A 15442-nucleotide genomic window follows, 5' to 3' on the forward strand; every position below is an offset into this window, starting at 1 on the left:
CGCGGTATCTCCCTCACGCCATCGTGCCGTCGATCGAGCGGCGGATCACCCGCTGCACCTCCGCATTCGACAGGAACAGGTCGTGGTTGATGATGCCCCAGCCTTCCGCTGACGCATCGACCACGCGCACGCCGAGCCGCGCGATGGCGGCCTTCTCGGCGGCGCCGACTCTCGTCATTCCGCCTGCGAGCTGTCCCGACAGCGCCAGTGCACGATCGTTCGTCGCGGCGATCACCGTGATCTTGCCGGCCAGCGGGCCGATCCGCTGGACCGCCGACGAGAACACGTCCATGTCGATGTCGGGCGCGGCAAACACGACCCCTCCGATCTTGCTCGTCACCGTGTCGCCGTATCTTGCATAGAGCTGACGCAGGCTTTCGAGCGTCAGCATGGTTCCCATGCTGTGTGCGACGATGTGCACGCGGCCGCCACCGGGGGCCGACACGAGGGAAGAGAGCACGCGTTCGAAATCGTCGCGCGACCACATCGCGCTGTCGCGGTCATAGGCATAGTCGAACAATCCTGCCTTCGAGGGCCAGGAGAACGCCATGGTCCGTCCGCGGAACTTGATTCCATCGGAGAGATGGGCGGCATCCAGCACTGCCGTCTCGAACGTCTGCTTGAAGCCGTGCACATAGATCAGCACGTCTCCGCCGCCGGCCTGGGCAGCGAGATCGCCGGCTTCGGCCGACACCGGTTCGATCCGATCGAGACGCCAATTCCCGAGTCCGACGGAGGCGAGGGAAAGACGGCTCTCGTCCGGGGCGACCAGCCTGGCCTGCGCGACCGTCATGCTCGTCGCGCGCTCCGGTCCGAACCAGGGTTTGCTGCGGCCGCCGTTCACGGGCTTGCGCGTGGTGATGACGAGCAATGTTGGGTCAGCGGAGAGCGAGGACGCGTCGAAGCGTGCGCCGGTCGCACCCAGGCCGGCGCATCCGCCGAGCGCGAGGGCACTCCCGGCCGACGCAAGTCCGCCGAGGAAAGCGCGGCGAGAGAGGGAATGACGGGAATCGCGTAGCAGGAGACGTCGGTCGATCACATGGAACCCTTGGGAACTTTGCCCACCATCACGCCGCCCCGACGTCTCCCTGAATGACAATGGGGGCGAGAAGACGGCGGAGCCTGCTTTGCGAAGTCATGCACATGACATGGCGTCGCGCTGGTCCTTGGAAATTACCGGTCCGGAGTGCGGTATCGGCCAAGTCGCGGATGGAGTTCCTGACGGTAAGCGAAACAGCGCAACGTGCTGTCAACCCCCGTCCTCGAAAATATTCCACTTTACCGAAATTCGGATTTGTCGTAGATTTTGGCCATCCCAGCCCACCCAAGGGGCGGTCGTACGTCGTTTCGAGCGCGGGCTGGGAATGCGGTGGACGTGGGCGGCGTTGAAGGCGGAGCTTGCACGTGCAGGGCGAGATGAACCTCGTGAGCATGGCGTGACCCGCAAAGACGAACGGCGCCCCTGCGTACGGCGAAACCGTGTGGTCCTGGCCGTCGTTGCTACGGTCAAGCCTTGGCGAAGGCGTCAGCGCGTCAACCGGCGCGGTGCCGTGCATTTCGCGGAGGTGAGGGAGGCCAGAAGGAATTCGGCTCCCGGGAGAGCGCGGCATAGGCCGTCAAACCATCGCGCAGGGAAGGCCTGGTCTCGGCTGCCCTGTGTCTCCCCTGTGCATTGCGCGTGCATCCGTTCAGCATGGGGGTCTTATGGGTGCCAGTCGGCGCCCGGTCTTCCCTGCGCCCTTTCGTTTCGGAAAGGGTGAGGAGAAAGCATGACTCGGGCAAAAACTGCCGCGAGAACGCAGACGCGCGGTTGCGAGCATGCTCGAGTGCCCCGCAGGACCATAGGCGGATTCCTGATGGCGCGAGCAATGCGAAACACAATTTCAATGCAAACCGTGTAGCACCGGCCCATCCTCTCTCAATGGGTCCCTGCATGACATCGCTCTGGCGCTCTTTCCTCCTCGTCCTGCTTCACGTCATCACCATTTGGCCGGCGGAGGCACAGGATGGTGAGCCCGTCAGATTGTCTGCTGCGATACAGTATCAGTTCGTTGCGCGCTGGGATGTCGATCGGCTGAACAGGATTCTGCAGGTCGATACGCCCGCCTTCGCCGGTATTACCGTAACCTACAGTCGGGCGCGCAATCCCGTCCGGCTCTATCGCGTGACCTATTCGTCAGTGGTGCCCGAGCGCGACAACAAGCCGACGGTCGCGTCCGGCCTGATCGCGATTCCGGAAGGACAGGCCACGTCGTTTCCGCTGTTGTCCTACGAGCACGGCACGGTCTACGGCAAGCAGCAGGTGCCCTCATTTCCCGACCAGTCGCCCGAAACCCAGCTGATGATCGCGCAGTTCGCGGGCCAGGGATACATCGTCATCGGCGCCGACTATTTCGGGCTGGGCACGTCGGCCGAGCCGGAAGGCTACATGGTGAAGGCGAGCCACCAGCAGGCGACCTACGACATGCTGACGGCAAGCCGTGCCGTGCTCGATCATCTCAAGCTCACCACGACCAAGTTGTTTCTCGCCGGATGGTCGCAAGGCGGGTTCGTGACCATGGCGATGCTGGAGAAGCTGGAGCAATCGGGCATCAAGGTCGACGCCGCCGCGACCGCGAGCGCGCCGGTCGACGCATTCGTTGCGCTGAACGGCTTTCTCAGCTTCCCGCGCAAGAACGATGCGAGCTGGGTGAATTCGCTGTTCATCCTGACGGCGTTTGCCTTCGAGAATTATTACGGCGTGCCCGGGCTTGCGCGTTCGCTGATCGCGGATGCCTATTACGACGTGGCGCGTAAGGCCTACATGCGCGAACCTTTCACTGCCGCGGACGTGCCGACCGACCTGCACAAGCTGATCCGCCCGGACTATTTCGATCCGCAGTTCTTCGCGGCATCGGCCTATGGGCGGCTGGTCGCGCAGACGCAGGCGTATCGCTGGATCGTCAAGAGCCCGGTCCGCAATTATTACGGCGAGAGCGATGAAGCCATCACGGTCGGTCTCGGTCAGCTCCCCATGACCTATCAGCGTGCGATCGGGAACGGCAATCCGGCGGTCGAAGCCGTTTCCACCGGTCCGACCACCCATCGCGGCACCTTTGCGACGGCTGTGCCGAAGTGGAAGGCGTGGTTCGACGGGCTTTGATGCGGCCGTCAGGCCGGGACGAGCCCGGCCAGACGCTGTGTATCCATCACGCATGTCCGAGGGCATACAACGCTCTGCATGCCGCCTTGGCATCGCTGGAGGTGGTCGTTGCCGTGAAAATCTGTCTTGATGAGGCCGGGATGAGGCCGGCAGATGCGACGGCTTTCGTGGTGGAGTGACGATATGGGCGGCTTGGTGATCTCGGGCGGACGGGTGGTGGATCCCGCGAGCGGCATGGACGCGGTGGGGGATATTGCCGTGATCGACGGCAAGATCGCCGCGGTCGGCACGGGCCTCGGCGGCGCCGAGCGGGTGATCGACGCGACCGGACTCGTGGTGGCGCCCGGCTTCATCGATCTGCATGCGCATGGCCAGTCGATCCCGGCCGACCGCATGCAGGCCTTCGACGGCGTGACGACGACGCTGGATCTCGAGGCCGGCGTGCTGCCGGTCGCATCCTGGTACGAGCGGCAGGCTCGGATGGGACGCGTGCTGAACTACGGCGCCGCCACCAACTGGGCCTTTGCCCGCATCGGCGCGATGACGGGCTCCAACGCGGAGAGCTCGCTCGAGGCGTTCGGCAACGCCATGCGCGACCGCCGCTGGATCGACAATGTCGCGAGCGAAGCCGAGCTCGCCGGCATCCTCGATCGCCTCGCGCGCGGCCTGAACGAGGGCGGCATCGGGATCGGCATCCTCAACGCCTATGCGCCGGGCGCCGGCGTGCAGGAGCTGACGGCGGTCTGCCAGCTCGCCGCGGCCAAGGACGTGCCGACTTTCACCCATGTCGCATTCATGTCGCGCATCGACCCCGAGAGCGCGGCGGAAGCCTATATCCGCCTGATCGGCTATGCCGGCGCCACCGGCGCGCACATGCACATCTGCCATTTCAACTCGTCGAGCAAGACCGACGTCGAGCGATGCCGCGTTCTGATCGAGAAGGCGCAGGCGCAGGGTCTGCCGATCACGGTCGAGGCCTATCCTTACGGCACCGGCTCGACCGTGCTGGCTGCCGCCTTCTTCAGCGATCCCGAGTTCGTCGAGCGCAACGGCACCGGCTATGATTCCGTGCAGCGCGTCACTGACGGCTATCGCTTCCACGATCGCGAAGAACTGCTCAAGGCGCAGGCCGAGGAGCCGTCCTCGCTGGTGCTCTGGCACATCCTCGACACCGAGCACAATGCGCATCACCGCGACCTGCTCGACATGTCCGTGCTGTATCCCGGCGGCGCGATCGCGTCCGATGCGATGCCGTGGACGCTCTCCGACGGCAGCACCTATACCGGCGATGCCTGGCCGCTGCCGGAGGACGCCACCTCGCATCCGCGCTCAGCCGGCTGCTTCACGAAGTTCATCCGCGAATGGGTGCGCGAGCGCAAGACCGTGTCGCTGCTGGAAGGCGTGCGCAAATGTGCGCTGATCCCGGCGGAGATCCTGTCGCAGAGCACGCCCGCGATGCGCGCCAAGGGCCGGCTCGCGAAAGACGCGGATGCCGACATCGTGGTGTTCGACTACGAGAAGCTCAGCGACCGCGCCACCTTCACGGCGATGAACCGCCCGTCGGAAGGCGTGCGCCATCTCATCGTCAGCGGCCAGCCGCTGATCTCCGGCGGCGTGCTGGACGAGGCGGCGCGGCCGGGTAAGGCCGTGCGCCGTCCCGTGGTCGAGGGCTGAGCCGTGCCGGTCCCCATTCTCCTGGTGACGGGATTTTTGGGGGCGGGCAAGACCACGATCGTGAACCATCTGCTGGCCCATGCGGAGGGGCGGCGGATTGCCGCCGTGGTCAACGATTTCGGCGCGATCAACATCGATGCGGAGCTGATCGTGGGCGCCAGCGACGGCGTGGTCAGCCTTGCCAATGGCTGTATCTGCTGTTCGCTCGAGGGCGATCTTCTGCGCACGCTCTCGACGCTGCTGCGGCGCGATCCCAAGCCCGACTATATCGTCATCGAGACCAGCGGCGTCGCCGATCCCGCCGACATCGTCCGCAATCTGATGGACCCGGTGATCCTGCGCGAGGCGCCGCTGGAGACGGTGCTCTGCGTGATGGATGCGACGGCGCCGCCTGCCGCGCTCGACGACGCGCTCCAGCGTTCGCAGCTGCGCGTCGCCGATATCGTGGCTTTGAGCAAGCTGGATCTGGCGGACGCGGGCGCGGGGGCGCGCATGCGCGCGGCCATCCGCGCGATGCGTGTTCCCGCCGTCGTGGTCGATGCGCAGAATGGCGAGATTCCCGCGGCGCTGCTGTTTCCCGCGGACGTCAACCGCCCGCCCGCGCCGCGCGAACTGGGCCCGCGGCGACCGGCAGAGGAGCGCTTCGAGACGCTGAGCTGGACCTCGGACAAACCGGTCTCGCTGCCCCGCTTGCAGCAGGCCATCAACCGACTGGCTCCGAAGCTCGCGCGCGCCAAGGGACTGTTCGAGAGCATCGAGCAGCCGGGACGCCCAATGGTGTTTCAGTTCGCCGGCGGCCGCGCCACGCTCGCGCCGGGCGATGCGCCGACAGCAGGCGCGGCACGGACGCGGATCGTCTTCATCGCCGAGCTTGGGCTGCTCTCGAAGGCGGAGCTCGACGGCATCATGGAGGCGTGCGTTGCGGGCGGGTAGCGCGATCCGCCCCCAACCGTGCGGCGCCATCCAGAACGACGATCCCAGCGGTGGTTGCGCTGGGATCGTCTGGAGGTTTCATGGAGGGCATCGAGCACTGCGCCTCCATGGCGATATGCTAGCGCAAGGCCGCTCCAGATGCGACTGGAACCCGTCAAAGCGTCAGCAGAACGCCAGCGCGTTGACTGCCCGCGTGGTCGCAATCTCGTTCTCATTGCCGACAAACTGGCAGACGGCGGATTCCAGCTCGCCCGGCTGCCTGCGGCGTGCGACCGCCAGCAGGCGCATCAATTCTGCCTCGTCTTTCGAGAGGCGCCGGCAGGACGGCGGCATGAAGCACAGTTCGCACGGCCGGCCGCTGCGCAGGATTCGGACGAGCGCGGCAGCCCGTGCGACCAGCAGCGGGCTGTCGGCAACGCCGGGTGCCTCGTCAGCGAAGCGATAGGCCGCTTCCCAGCAATCGGAAGCGCCAGTGGCGTAAGCCGCTCCGATGAACCGGCACAGCGACAGTGCGACGCGGCAGAACTCATCGTAGCTTTCGACGCAGGGCCGCGCCGCAAGCGCGACCTTGAGTGGACAGAGCTGCGACTGGCCGGCGTCCGCGATCGCCACGCAATCGCGCGCATCCTGCATCATGAGACGTCCTCGTCAGTGCAGCGTGGGGCTCCCGACCAGCCAGCTCTTCATCGCCATGATCCGATCATGGTCGAGAGACCGCACGTGCCGGTCGGGCAGGATGAGACCGGCCATGCGGAAGATCGTTGCAAGCCCCAGCACCGGCGCGAGCGCCCAATCGGCGCCGACCGGCGGCAGCCAGCATTCAAACTGCTCGCGGGCAACCTCGACGCGGTCCTGCTGCGCGGCGGCGATGGCGCGCAGAAGTCCGTGCTCGCTGTCCGACATGCGTGGACAAGTCGGGCAGTGCACTTCAATTGCCGTATGGGCCGTGCAGGCGAAGATCTCGATGATGGACTCCAGCGAGGGAACGGCGTCGCCCACGCGGAAATGGTCGTACACTTCCTTGATGTCGGCCGCAGTCGGAACGGCGCCTCCGCGGCGTGCCTTCGCCCTAAATCCCCAGATGAAGAGCCGCTCCGCTGCGCTCAGCGCAGGAAGATCGAGCGGCCTGGTATGTGTCGATTGATGCATTGAGCCTCTGGCCTTTGGCTGTGCTCGCGTCAAAGCTGGCGCGGATGATCTGCGCCGATCGTTCAGCCAGAGAGCTTTCCAAGTCAACGCTCGCAGAGGCGATGTCGAGGTGTTCTAGATTGGAAGAACTCGCATCTCGGAAGGAGCGTGCAGGCAGCTCTCCCGCGGAATTGCGGGGCAAAACATCTCCGGCGTCACCGACGCGATCGCGGAGACCGGCATGGCCGCCGGCCTCGTGCCGCGAGCGCCCGGCTGACGAACAAGCTGCGCAGGACAACGTCGGCACCCTCGCTGCGGGCGTGCGGGCCGCCTAGCGCGCGACTTGACGAAAATGCGCCGCGATGTCGGCGCGTGTTGCGACCCAGACCCGGCCCTCCAGCCGCGCCAGTTCGGCCAGAATGGTCTTCACGGCGCGGAAGCGCGCCGGGCGGCCGCAAATGCGCAGATGAAATCCGACCGACAGCATCGCGGAGCGGCCACGCTCTGCCTCCTCGACCAGCGTGGCGAGTGCGGCGCTGACATAGTTTGAAAAATCCTCCGGCTGCACAAAGCCGTTCGGGTGGAAGAACTTCATGTCGTTGGTGTCGAAGCCATAGGGCAGGACCAGCATCGCTCCCTGCGGCGACGGGCTCCAATAGGGCAAATCGTCGTCGAGCGCGTTGGAATCGTATGCGAAGCCGAGCCCGATCAGGATATCGCGCGTCCATGCGCTCTGACTGCCGCGCGACATGAAGCCGACCGGCGTGAGGCCGGTCGCGCGGGCGATGACGTCGCGCGTCTTCTCAATGTCACGGCGTTCCGTCTCAGCATGCCCATAGAGCGCGTGCGGCAGCCAGCGCCAGCCGTGCACCGCCGGTTCGTGGCCAGCCTCGACCACGGCGCGGGCAAGCTCCGGCACACGCTCGACGGCGCGGCCGCACATCATGAAGGTGGAATGGATTCCGGCCTCGCTGAAGGCGTCGAGGAATCGCCACAGGCCGGCGCGCATGCCATAGTCGAACACCTGCTCCTGCACGAGATCGCGCACGCCCGGCGGCGAAGCCGAGGCGACCTCGCCATAGTGCTCCGTCTCCGCATCGCCTTGCTCGACCGCGAGCTCGGCACCCTCCTCGAAGTTCACCACCAGCGACACCGCGACGCGGGCGCCGTTGGGCCAGACGATATCGGGCTGCGCCCGGCCATATCCGCGAAGATCGCGTTCGATCGGCATGATCAACGGCTCCCGATCTGGCGGCTTACGCCGCCGAAGATTTCGGCGCAGACGAGGCCGGCGAGGGTCAGCAGCACGATCACGCCGGAGACGGCGGCGACGCGCACGTCGAGGCTGCCTTCGAGGATCGCCCAGAGCTTGATCGGCAGGACCTCGGTGCGCGCATCGGCGAGGAACAGCGACACCGGAACATTGTCGAACGAAGTGAGGAACGCGACGAAGCAGCTCGCGACGATGCCGCGGCGGATCAGCGGCAGCGTGACGCGCCGGAAGGTGTACCAGCGGCTGGCACCCAGGCTCAGCGAGCAGGTGATCAGCACCGGATTGAGCTGCTGCACCGAGGCGCCGACCATCCGGATGACGAAGGGTACGCAGATGATTGTGTGGCCGAGCACCAGCGTCCCCGCCGACAGGCGGATGCCGAGCAGGTTGAAGACCAGCAGCAGCGACAGGCCGAAGGCCATCGCCGGCAGCACCATCGGCGACATGAACAGGGCGTCAAGGACGCGCGCGATCTTCAACCGGCTCCGTGCCAGCCCGAGTGCCGCCGCGCCGCCCAGCACAGCAGAAAGAATGGTCGCTGCCGCTGCGACCTTGAGACTCGTTAGCGCGGGCTCGACAATTTCCTGCGATTGCAGCAGCTCGACATACCAGCGCAGCGACCAGCTCGGCGGCGGGAATTTCAGCGTGATGCCGCCGGTGAAGGAAATGATCAGCACGACCAGTGTCGGTGCCAGCAGCAGCAGCATCCCGAAGCCGGTGATGGCACCAATGATGGCGGAATAGGCGCGATCAATGAGGCTACGCTGCATCGACGCCTCGCACGCAGCGGCGCGACAGCGCGCCGATGGCAAGGACGATCCCGGTCACGGCCAGCGTGAAAATCAGCGACAGGGCCGCCGAGAACGGCCAGTCCTGCACGCCGACCGCCTGTTGGTAAATATAGGATGGCATCAGGATAATGCGCCCACCGCCGACCAACGTCTGGGTGATGAAGGCGGTCGCAGCGGCAGCGAAGACGAGCAGCCAGCCGGCGATGGCGCCCGGCAGCGTCAGCGGCAGGATGATGGTGATGAAGACGCGGGCGCGGCTTGCGCCCAAACCTTCAGCCGCGCGCGTCAGATTGCCGTCGAGCCGCAGCAGGCTGTTGATGACAGGCAACGCCATCAGAGGGAGTTGGATCTGGGTCAGCGCCAGAACCATGCCCTCCCAAGTATAAAGCAAGCGAGCCGGGGTCTGCCAGAGCCCGAGCGACAGCATCGTCGTGTTGATGATGCCGTCGCGGCCGAGCAGGACGATCCAGGCGAAGGTGCGCACCACCGTGCTGGTCAGGAGCGGCAGCATGATCAGGAACGTGATCAAGGTGCGCATGAGCTGGCCGCTCGCGGCGTAAACAAGCGCGAGAGGGTAGGCGAGGATCAGCGTCGCCAGTGCGACCTCCGTCCCCAGCCAAAGCGTGTCCGCAAGCACCTTGATGCTGAACGGGTCCGAGAAGAAGCGCAGATATTGCGCCGGCGACAGCTCTGCGAATTGTGGCGTGCGGAACAGACTGATCGCGACAAGCGCGATCAGTGGCAGCACGAAGGCGGCCAGGAACAACGCCGCCAGTGGGATCACCGGCAGCATTTGTCGTGATGCAGTCGTGCTTGCCGGCGTCATTTAGATCTTCACCTCCTTGCTGAAGCGGGTGATCCATTCGCCGCGCAGCGGCTGGAACTTTGTCCAGTCGAGCAGCACATTGTTGGCAATGAGGTCGTCGAGGCCCTTGGCGACGGTGAGATTGGCGCCGGTCAGCGCCACCTTGCCGTTGGTCGGCATCATCATCCAGGGCGCCGCCTCGAGGCCTTTCTGCGTTTCGACCGACATCACCGTGTCGAGATAATCCAGCACTGCCTTCGGATCCTGGTTGTTCTTGACGATCTGGGCGCTGGTGCGGATCACGACCGCGCCGGATTTCGGCTTGGCGAAGGCGATGTCGACGCCCTTGGCGGCGAGCAGTGCCACGTTGTTCCAGAAATTGAAGGCGATATCGATCTCGCCCTGCTGGAACAGCGCAGCCAGCGCGCCGGGCGACGCCGCGATCGCACCGACGTTGGGCAGCAGCTTCTTCATGGCCTCGAAGGCCGGCTCGATATTAGTCTCAGAACCGCCATTGAGCTTCGCGATCTCGACCATGAAGGCGGTGCCGAGGCTCGACCCCAGACCGGTGATGCCGACGCGGCCCTTGTATTCCGGTCTCCACAGATCCTCCCACGAGGTCGGCGGCGTCGTGATCTTCTTCGGATTGTAGGCGATGCCGATCAATTGCGCGGTGATGACAGGGGCGTAGCCGTCGGGATGGCGGAATACGCTGGGGATGTCGGCATATGACTTCGACTGCTCGACCGGAAATTTCTCCAGCACGCCGCTCGCGATCGCCGGGATCAGCGGTCCCTCGTCGAACAGCACGACGTCGAAGGGCGGCATGTTGCGCGAGGCCTGGATCTTGCCGATCTGGTCGACGCCGAGCAGGGGCGTAAAGGTGACGCTGCTGTCGCTGGCTCTCTTGAAGGCCGGCCCGACCACGGCGCGGAAGGCTTCGTCGAAACTGCCGGGATAGGTTGTCGCCACGATCGAGGCCGCGGCGCGCGACGATGTCGGCCATCCCAGGCTTGCCGCCGCGAGCGCGGCCGAACCTGAGGTGAGCAGCGATCTCCGGGATAGGCTCATGTCAAACACTCCTTTGCTGATGCTTGGAAACGTCGTCGACTGGCGTGCTGAAGATGCTGACGCGCGAGACGTCGGAGATCGCGAGCCAGGCCGTCTCGCCGGCCTGCGCTTTCGCGAGGCCGGCGGCGCGGGCCTGGCTGACCTTCACGGCTTCGCCGCTCGCGGTGACGCCCTCGGTGACGCTGACGGCGCCGAGCGGCACAGTGGCGCGGATCGTGACGGGGATGGCGCCGGGCCGTTCGGCGTCGAACGTGATGTTCTCAGGCCGGACCGAGATCGTCACCGGCGTGCCGCGCCTTCGCTGAGCCGAACGGCCGAGATCGATCTCGGGCCCGGCGTCCAGTTGCACGCGATCGGCGTCGGTGACGGTGCCGCGCAGGAGATTGGTGTGGCCGATGAAGCTCGAGATGAACAGGCTCGCCGGGCGGTCGTAGAGCGCGTCCGGGCTGTCGATCTGCTCGATGCGTCCCTTGTTCAGTACGACGATGCGGTCGGCCATCGACAGCGCCTCCTCCTGGTCGTGCGTGACGATGATGGAGGTGACGCCAAAGGTCTTCAGCAGGCTCTTGATCTCGATCTGCATGTCGAGGCGCAGATTCTTGTCGAGGGCCGAGAACGGTTCATCGAGCAGGACGAGGCCCGGATCGATCGCAAGCGCCCGCGCCAGCGCGACGCGCTGCTGCTGTCCGCCGGAGAGCTCTCCGGGCAGCCTTCGCGCGAACGACGCCATCTGGGCGAGGCCGAGCATCTGTTCGACCTTCGCCGCCACCACGTCCTTCGCCGTCTTGCGCGCCCGCAGGCCGTAGGCGACGTTTTCGAACACGGTCAGATGCGGAAACAGCGCATAGTTCTGAAACACCATTCCGATGCGGCGGCGATTGGCCGGAATATGCTCGACCCGCGCGCCGTCGAAGCGCACCTCGCCCCGGGACGGGCGCAGGAAGCCCGCGATGATCTGGAGCATCGTGGTCTTGCCGCAGCCGGACGGACCGAGGAGGGCGATCAACTCACCGGCTGCGACGGTGAGATCGATGTCGTCCAGCGCAACGATCGCGCCGAAGGCGTGGCCGATGCCTTTCAAATCCAGCGAAAGTCCGCGTACATCGCTCAACGCCAGCTCCATCCTTCGCGTTGTCCTGCGCGAGGGGAGTTAGCAATCGCCGTGCCAGCGCGGCTCATTCGCTAAGGCCTTGCCAGCGTTGTAATAGTTTTGAGGCGCCAAATATTGGCGCCAATTTCTCGACTACATTGTAAACACGATGTCCGCCAGTTTGTATAAAAAATAGGCTCCGGCGGCACTCCAGAATCCTGTAAAAGCGACGCATGAAGCGAACCCGTCCCCTCAAGCGCAAGCCGAAGCGCTCCGAGCCGAAGCTCAGGGAGCCGGAGGCCGCGGATCCGCGCAGCATCGACGACGATCCGGTGGTCCAGGGCATCCTGACCGCGATCAGCCAGAAGCGGCTCAAGCCGGGTGCCAAGCTCGGCGAGGACAAGCTCGCCGCGGCCTTCGGTACCACGCGGATTCACATCCGCCAGGCGTTGTCCCATCTCGCCTCGCGCAAGGTGGTGATGCAGATCCCCAACCGCGGCGCCTTCGTGTACCGGCCGAGCTGGGAGGAGGCGCAGGACATCTTTGCCGCGCGCCGGATCATCGAGACCGCAGCTGTGAGCGCCGCGGTCGACCGGCTGGACAAAGCCGGCAAGGCGGAGCTGAAGGCGCATATGGAGCGCGAGGCGCGTCACGATCGCAATGACCGCTGGGCCTCCCTGTCGCTGACGGCCGAGTTCCACATTCTGGTTGCCAAGCTCGCCGGCAACCGCGTGTTGCTGGAAATTTCGCGCGAGCTGATGCTGCGGACATCGCTGGCGATCGCGACCTTCGAGCAGCCGGGGGAGCCGGATTGCTCGCCCGATGCCCACCCCGATATCGGCGCGTTGATCCTCGCTCGCGACAAGGCCGGTGCGGTCCATGCCATGCATCATCACATCGAGGAGATGGAGCAGCGGATCCGGCCGAAGGAAGGCGAAGACGAGGTTGACGAGCTCACCGCGATCTTCCAGGAGATCGGCGCGCGGGCGCGGGCTGGCGGATAGCATGGCGGGCCGCCGTATCCTCCTGATCAATCCGAACAGCCTCGAGGCGACCACCACGATGATGGTGGCGATTGCCAAGTCTGCAGCCGCGGATGGCTTCGACATTGCCGGTGCCACGGCAACGCGTGCGCCCACGATGATCGTCTCGGCGGATGCGCTGGAGGCAGCCGCGCCGGAGGTCGAGGAGATCGCGCGTGCCCAGAGCGGCGAGTGCGACGGCATTATCGTCGCGGCATTCGGCGATCCCGGTCTCGCCGGGATCAAGGTGACAATGAAATTGCCTGCCGTAGGCATCGGCGAGTCTTCGATGCTGGAAGCCGCGGAGAATGGCCGCCGCTTCGGCGTGGCGACCACGACGCCGCTGCTGAAAGCGAAAATCGATGCACTGCCGGACGCGCTGGGATTGCGATCGCACTACACCGGCACGCGCTTCGCCGAAGGCGATCCGCATGAGTTGATGCGTGATCCATCGCTGTTGCGCACCGCTCTGGCCGGGGCGGTCGAGGCTTGCATTGCGCAGGACGGCGCGGAGGCGGTGATCATCGGCGGCGGGCCGCTGGGTGAAGCAGCACGCGAGCTTCAGCCGATCTTCACCGTGCCGGTCATCGCGCCGATCACGGCAGCCGTGCGGCGGATCATTTGCCTCGTCGCGACGTAATGTCTGGTTTTTCCGCGCCGCGGCATCGGCCGTGCTGCGGAAAACTGTTTTCCTTGACATGAACTCTGCCGTGCTCGACGTGTAGCGAGGTCGCGTGACGGCACGTTGCGTCTCTCGCGATAAGAAAAGCAGCACGGGAAAGACGCCATGAGTGCAGGCCTCGACGAAAACGACTACCTCACCGCCTTGCGCGGGTTGTGGGACAAGGCCTGGCCGAAGGGCATGCCGCGCTCGCCGAACTATCTGCACGGCGAAGTTCCCCTGACGGAATCTCTGCGTGCCTGGGCGAAGCGGAATCCCGAACGGCCCGCGGTGATCTTCTACGGTCATGTCACCACCTACGCGGAGCTCTACCGGCAGAGCGACCGTTTTGCCGCGTTGTTGCAGGCCAAGGGCGTGCGCAAGGGCGACCGCGTCGCGGTCTTCCTGCCCAACTGCCCCCAGTTCCACATCGTGTTTTTCGGCATCCTGAAGCTCGGCGCGATCCACGTTCCCGTTAGTCCGCTGTCGCGCGCGTTCGAGCTGTCCTACGAGCTGAACGATACCCAGGCCGAAGTGATCGTCGCGTTGGACCAGCTCATGCCGGTCGTCGAGCAGGTGAAGGGCGAGGTTCGGCTGCGCGAGACCATCGTCACCAGCTTTGCCGATGTCGTGCCCGCAACGCCGGCATTTCCGGCGCCAGACTCGATCCGCGCGCCGCGCGTCGCGATCCCGGGCGCGACCGATCTGTTGCCGGCGCTCGCTGCGATGCCGACACCTGTGCCGCTGCCGCCGCCCGGCCTCGATGACGTCGCCGCGCTCAACTACACCGGCGGCACCACCGGCATGCCCAAGGGCTGCGTCCATACCCATCGCGACATGGTCTACACGGCCGCGGCCAATTACGGCATCTCGGTCCCGTCGGACGAGAGCAGCGTGTTCCTGTCGTTCTTTCCGGAATTCTGGATCGCGGGCGAGAATTTCGGTTTGATCTTCCCGCTGTTCTCCGGCGCGACGCTGGTCCTGCTCGCGCGGTGGGATGCCGTCGGCGCGATGGCCGCGATCGATAAATACAAGGTCACGATCATCGCGATGCCGGTCGACGGCGCGGTCGAGCTGATGGACCATCCGCGCTGGAGCGAGTTCGACCTGTCGTCCTTGCAGCAGGTGCGCGTGGTCTCCTTCGTCAAGAAGCTCAACGCGGACTATCGCAAGCGCTGGAAGGATCTCACCGGCACGATCCTGATGGAGGCGGCCTGGGGCATGACGGAAACCCACACCTCCAACACCTTCACGGCCGGCTTCCAGGGCGACGATTTCGACCTCAACAACCAGCCGATTCGTCGGGCTGCCGGTCCCCGGTGCCGAGTTCAAGATCACCGATTTCGAGACCGGTGCATTGCTGCCCCTTGGTGCAGAGGGCGAGATCCGCGTGCGCACGCCGTCGCTACTCAAGAGCTACTGGAACAAGCCGGAGGCGACCGCGGAGTCCCTGATCGATGGCTGGTTGCGCACCGGCGACATCGGCACCATCGACAAGGACGGTTTCCTGCACTTCCTCGGCCGCCGCAAGGAGATGCTGAAGGTCAAGGGCATGAGCGTCTTTCCGCCGGAGATCGAGGCGCTGCTCGGGCAGCATCCGAAGGTGCTGGGCTCGGGTGTGGTCGGCCGCGACGATCCCGACAAGGGGCAGGTGCCGGTGGCCTATATCCAGCTCAAGCCGGAGGCGGTCGGCACCGTATCTGCGGAAGACCTGCGCAGCTGGTGCGCCGAGCGCATGGCCGTCTACAAGGTTCCGGAGATCCGCATCATCGAAGCCCTGCCGCTGACGGCCACGGGCAAAGTGAAGAAGCAGGACCTCGATCCCAACCGTCCCGCTGCAGTCTGAGTGAGA

Annotated in this window: 13 protein-coding genes and 1 pseudogene; 6 read left to right on the forward strand and 8 right to left on the reverse strand. The window is 65.4% G+C overall.

The window, feature by feature from the left end; genetic code table 11:
• Positions 1-13: 13 nt before the first annotated feature.
• Entirely contained in the window at positions 14-1039 is a 1026-nt protein-coding gene (locus tag ACYCVF_RS06955; RefSeq protein WP_459604524.1) for an alpha/beta hydrolase, read from the reverse strand.
• 894 nt (positions 1040-1933) lie between these two features.
• On the opposite strand from ACYCVF_RS06955, the gene ACYCVF_RS06960 reads away from it, so the two are divergent.
• The 3 genes from ACYCVF_RS06960 (at position 1934) to ACYCVF_RS06970 (ending at position 5749) form a co-directional block, all read left to right on the forward strand.
• Positions 1934-3142, forward strand: a complete 1209-nt coding sequence (locus tag ACYCVF_RS06960) for an alpha/beta hydrolase family protein (protein ID WP_459604525.1) — start codon at positions 1934-1936, stop codon at positions 3140-3142.
• 183 nt (positions 3143-3325) lie between these two features.
• Positions 3326-4816, forward strand: a complete 1491-nt coding sequence (locus tag ACYCVF_RS06965) for an amidohydrolase family protein (RefSeq protein WP_459604616.1) — start codon at positions 3326-3328, stop codon at positions 4814-4816.
• Positions 4817-4819: 3 nt separating this feature from the next.
• The gene (locus ACYCVF_RS06970; RefSeq protein ID WP_459604526.1) at positions 4820-5749 is read left to right on the forward strand and encodes a CobW family GTP-binding protein; all 930 of its coding nucleotides are present in this window, start codon (positions 4820-4822) and stop codon (positions 5747-5749) included.
• A 162-nt stretch (positions 5750-5911) separates the two neighbouring features.
• Here ACYCVF_RS06970 and ACYCVF_RS06975 read toward each other — a convergent pair whose 3' ends face one another.
• From ACYCVF_RS06975 to ACYCVF_RS07005, 7 genes are all read right to left on the reverse strand, one after another.
• Positions 5912-6385: a hypothetical protein gene (locus tag ACYCVF_RS06975; protein WP_459604527.1), complete on the reverse strand. Its 474-nt coding sequence runs from the start codon at positions 6383-6385 to the stop codon at positions 5912-5914.
• A 12-nt stretch (positions 6386-6397) separates the two neighbouring features.
• Entirely contained in the window at positions 6398-6898 is a 501-nt protein-coding gene (locus ACYCVF_RS06980) for a hypothetical protein (RefSeq protein ID WP_459604528.1), read from the reverse strand.
• A 310-nt stretch (positions 6899-7208) separates the two neighbouring features.
• The gene (locus ACYCVF_RS06985; protein WP_459604529.1) at positions 7209-8108 is read right to left on the reverse strand and encodes a polysaccharide deacetylase family protein; all 900 of its coding nucleotides are present in this window, start codon (positions 8106-8108) and stop codon (positions 7209-7211) included.
• Positions 8109-8110: 2 nt separating this feature from the next.
• A complete protein-coding gene (locus ACYCVF_RS06990; protein ID WP_459604530.1) occupies positions 8111-8920 on the reverse strand; it encodes an ABC transporter permease in 810 nt (269 codons plus the stop codon).
• A complete protein-coding gene (locus tag ACYCVF_RS06995) occupies positions 8910-9767 on the reverse strand; it encodes an ABC transporter permease (protein ID WP_459604531.1) in 858 nt (285 codons plus the stop codon). The genes ACYCVF_RS06990 and ACYCVF_RS06995 overlap by 11 nt, the downstream gene beginning before the upstream one ends.
• A complete protein-coding gene (locus ACYCVF_RS07000; RefSeq protein WP_459604532.1) occupies positions 9768-10817 on the reverse strand; it encodes an extracellular solute-binding protein in 1050 nt (349 codons plus the stop codon).
• 1 nt (position 10818) lies between these two features.
• The gene (locus tag ACYCVF_RS07005; protein ID WP_459604533.1) at positions 10819-11940 is read right to left on the reverse strand and encodes an ABC transporter ATP-binding protein; all 1122 of its coding nucleotides are present in this window, start codon (positions 11938-11940) and stop codon (positions 10819-10821) included.
• Positions 11941-12140: 200 nt separating this feature from the next.
• Between ACYCVF_RS07005 and ACYCVF_RS07010 the strand changes: the two genes are divergently transcribed.
• From ACYCVF_RS07010 to ACYCVF_RS07020, 3 genes and pseudogenes are all read left to right on the forward strand, one after another.
• The gene (locus ACYCVF_RS07010; protein WP_459604534.1) at positions 12141-12911 is read left to right on the forward strand and encodes a GntR family transcriptional regulator; all 771 of its coding nucleotides are present in this window, start codon (positions 12141-12143) and stop codon (positions 12909-12911) included.
• 1 nt (position 12912) lies between these two features.
• Positions 12913-13569 carry an aspartate/glutamate racemase family protein gene (locus ACYCVF_RS07015; RefSeq protein ID WP_459604535.1) on the forward strand — a complete coding sequence of 219 codons (657 nt, stop codon included), beginning with the start codon at positions 12913-12915 and terminating at the stop codon, positions 13567-13569.
• A gap of 147 nt (positions 13570-13716) precedes the next feature.
• Positions 13717-15436: pseudogene (locus tag ACYCVF_RS07020) on the forward strand (AMP-binding protein).
• The last annotated feature ends 6 nt before the right edge of the window (positions 15437-15442 follow it).

Source organism: Bradyrhizobium cedriense (assembly GCF_054602315.1).

Coding starts and splice junctions, on each gene's coding strand:
- ACYCVF_RS06960 (WP_459604525.1), top strand. CDS start 1,934: ATGACATCGCTCTGGCGCTCTTTCCTCCTCGTCCTGCTTCACGTCATC.
- ACYCVF_RS06965 (WP_459604616.1), top strand. CDS start 3,326: ATGGGCGGCTTGGTGATCTCGGGCGGACGGGTGGTGGATCCCGCGAGC.
- ACYCVF_RS06975 (WP_459604527.1), bottom strand. CDS start 6,385: ATGATGCAGGATGCGCGCGATTGCGTGGCGATCGCGGACGCCGGCCAG.
- ACYCVF_RS06980 (WP_459604528.1), bottom strand. CDS start 6,898: ATGCATCAATCGACACATACCAGGCCGCTCGATCTTCCTGCGCTGAGC.
- ACYCVF_RS06985 (WP_459604529.1), bottom strand. CDS start 8,108: ATGCCGATCGAACGCGATCTTCGCGGATATGGCCGGGCGCAGCCCGAT.
- ACYCVF_RS06990 (WP_459604530.1), bottom strand. CDS start 8,920: ATGCAGCGTAGCCTCATTGATCGCGCCTATTCCGCCATCATTGGTGCC.
- ACYCVF_RS06995 (WP_459604531.1), bottom strand. CDS start 9,767: ATGACGCCGGCAAGCACGACTGCATCACGACAAATGCTGCCGGTGATC.
- ACYCVF_RS07000 (WP_459604532.1), bottom strand. CDS start 10,817: ATGAGCCTATCCCGGAGATCGCTGCTCACCTCAGGTTCGGCCGCGCTC.
- ACYCVF_RS07005 (WP_459604533.1), bottom strand. CDS start 11,940: ATGGAGCTGGCGTTGAGCGATGTACGCGGACTTTCGCTGGATTTGAAA.
- ACYCVF_RS07010 (WP_459604534.1), top strand. CDS start 12,141: ATGAAGCGAACCCGTCCCCTCAAGCGCAAGCCGAAGCGCTCCGAGCCG.
- ACYCVF_RS07015 (WP_459604535.1), top strand. CDS start 12,913: ATGGCGGGCCGCCGTATCCTCCTGATCAATCCGAACAGCCTCGAGGCG.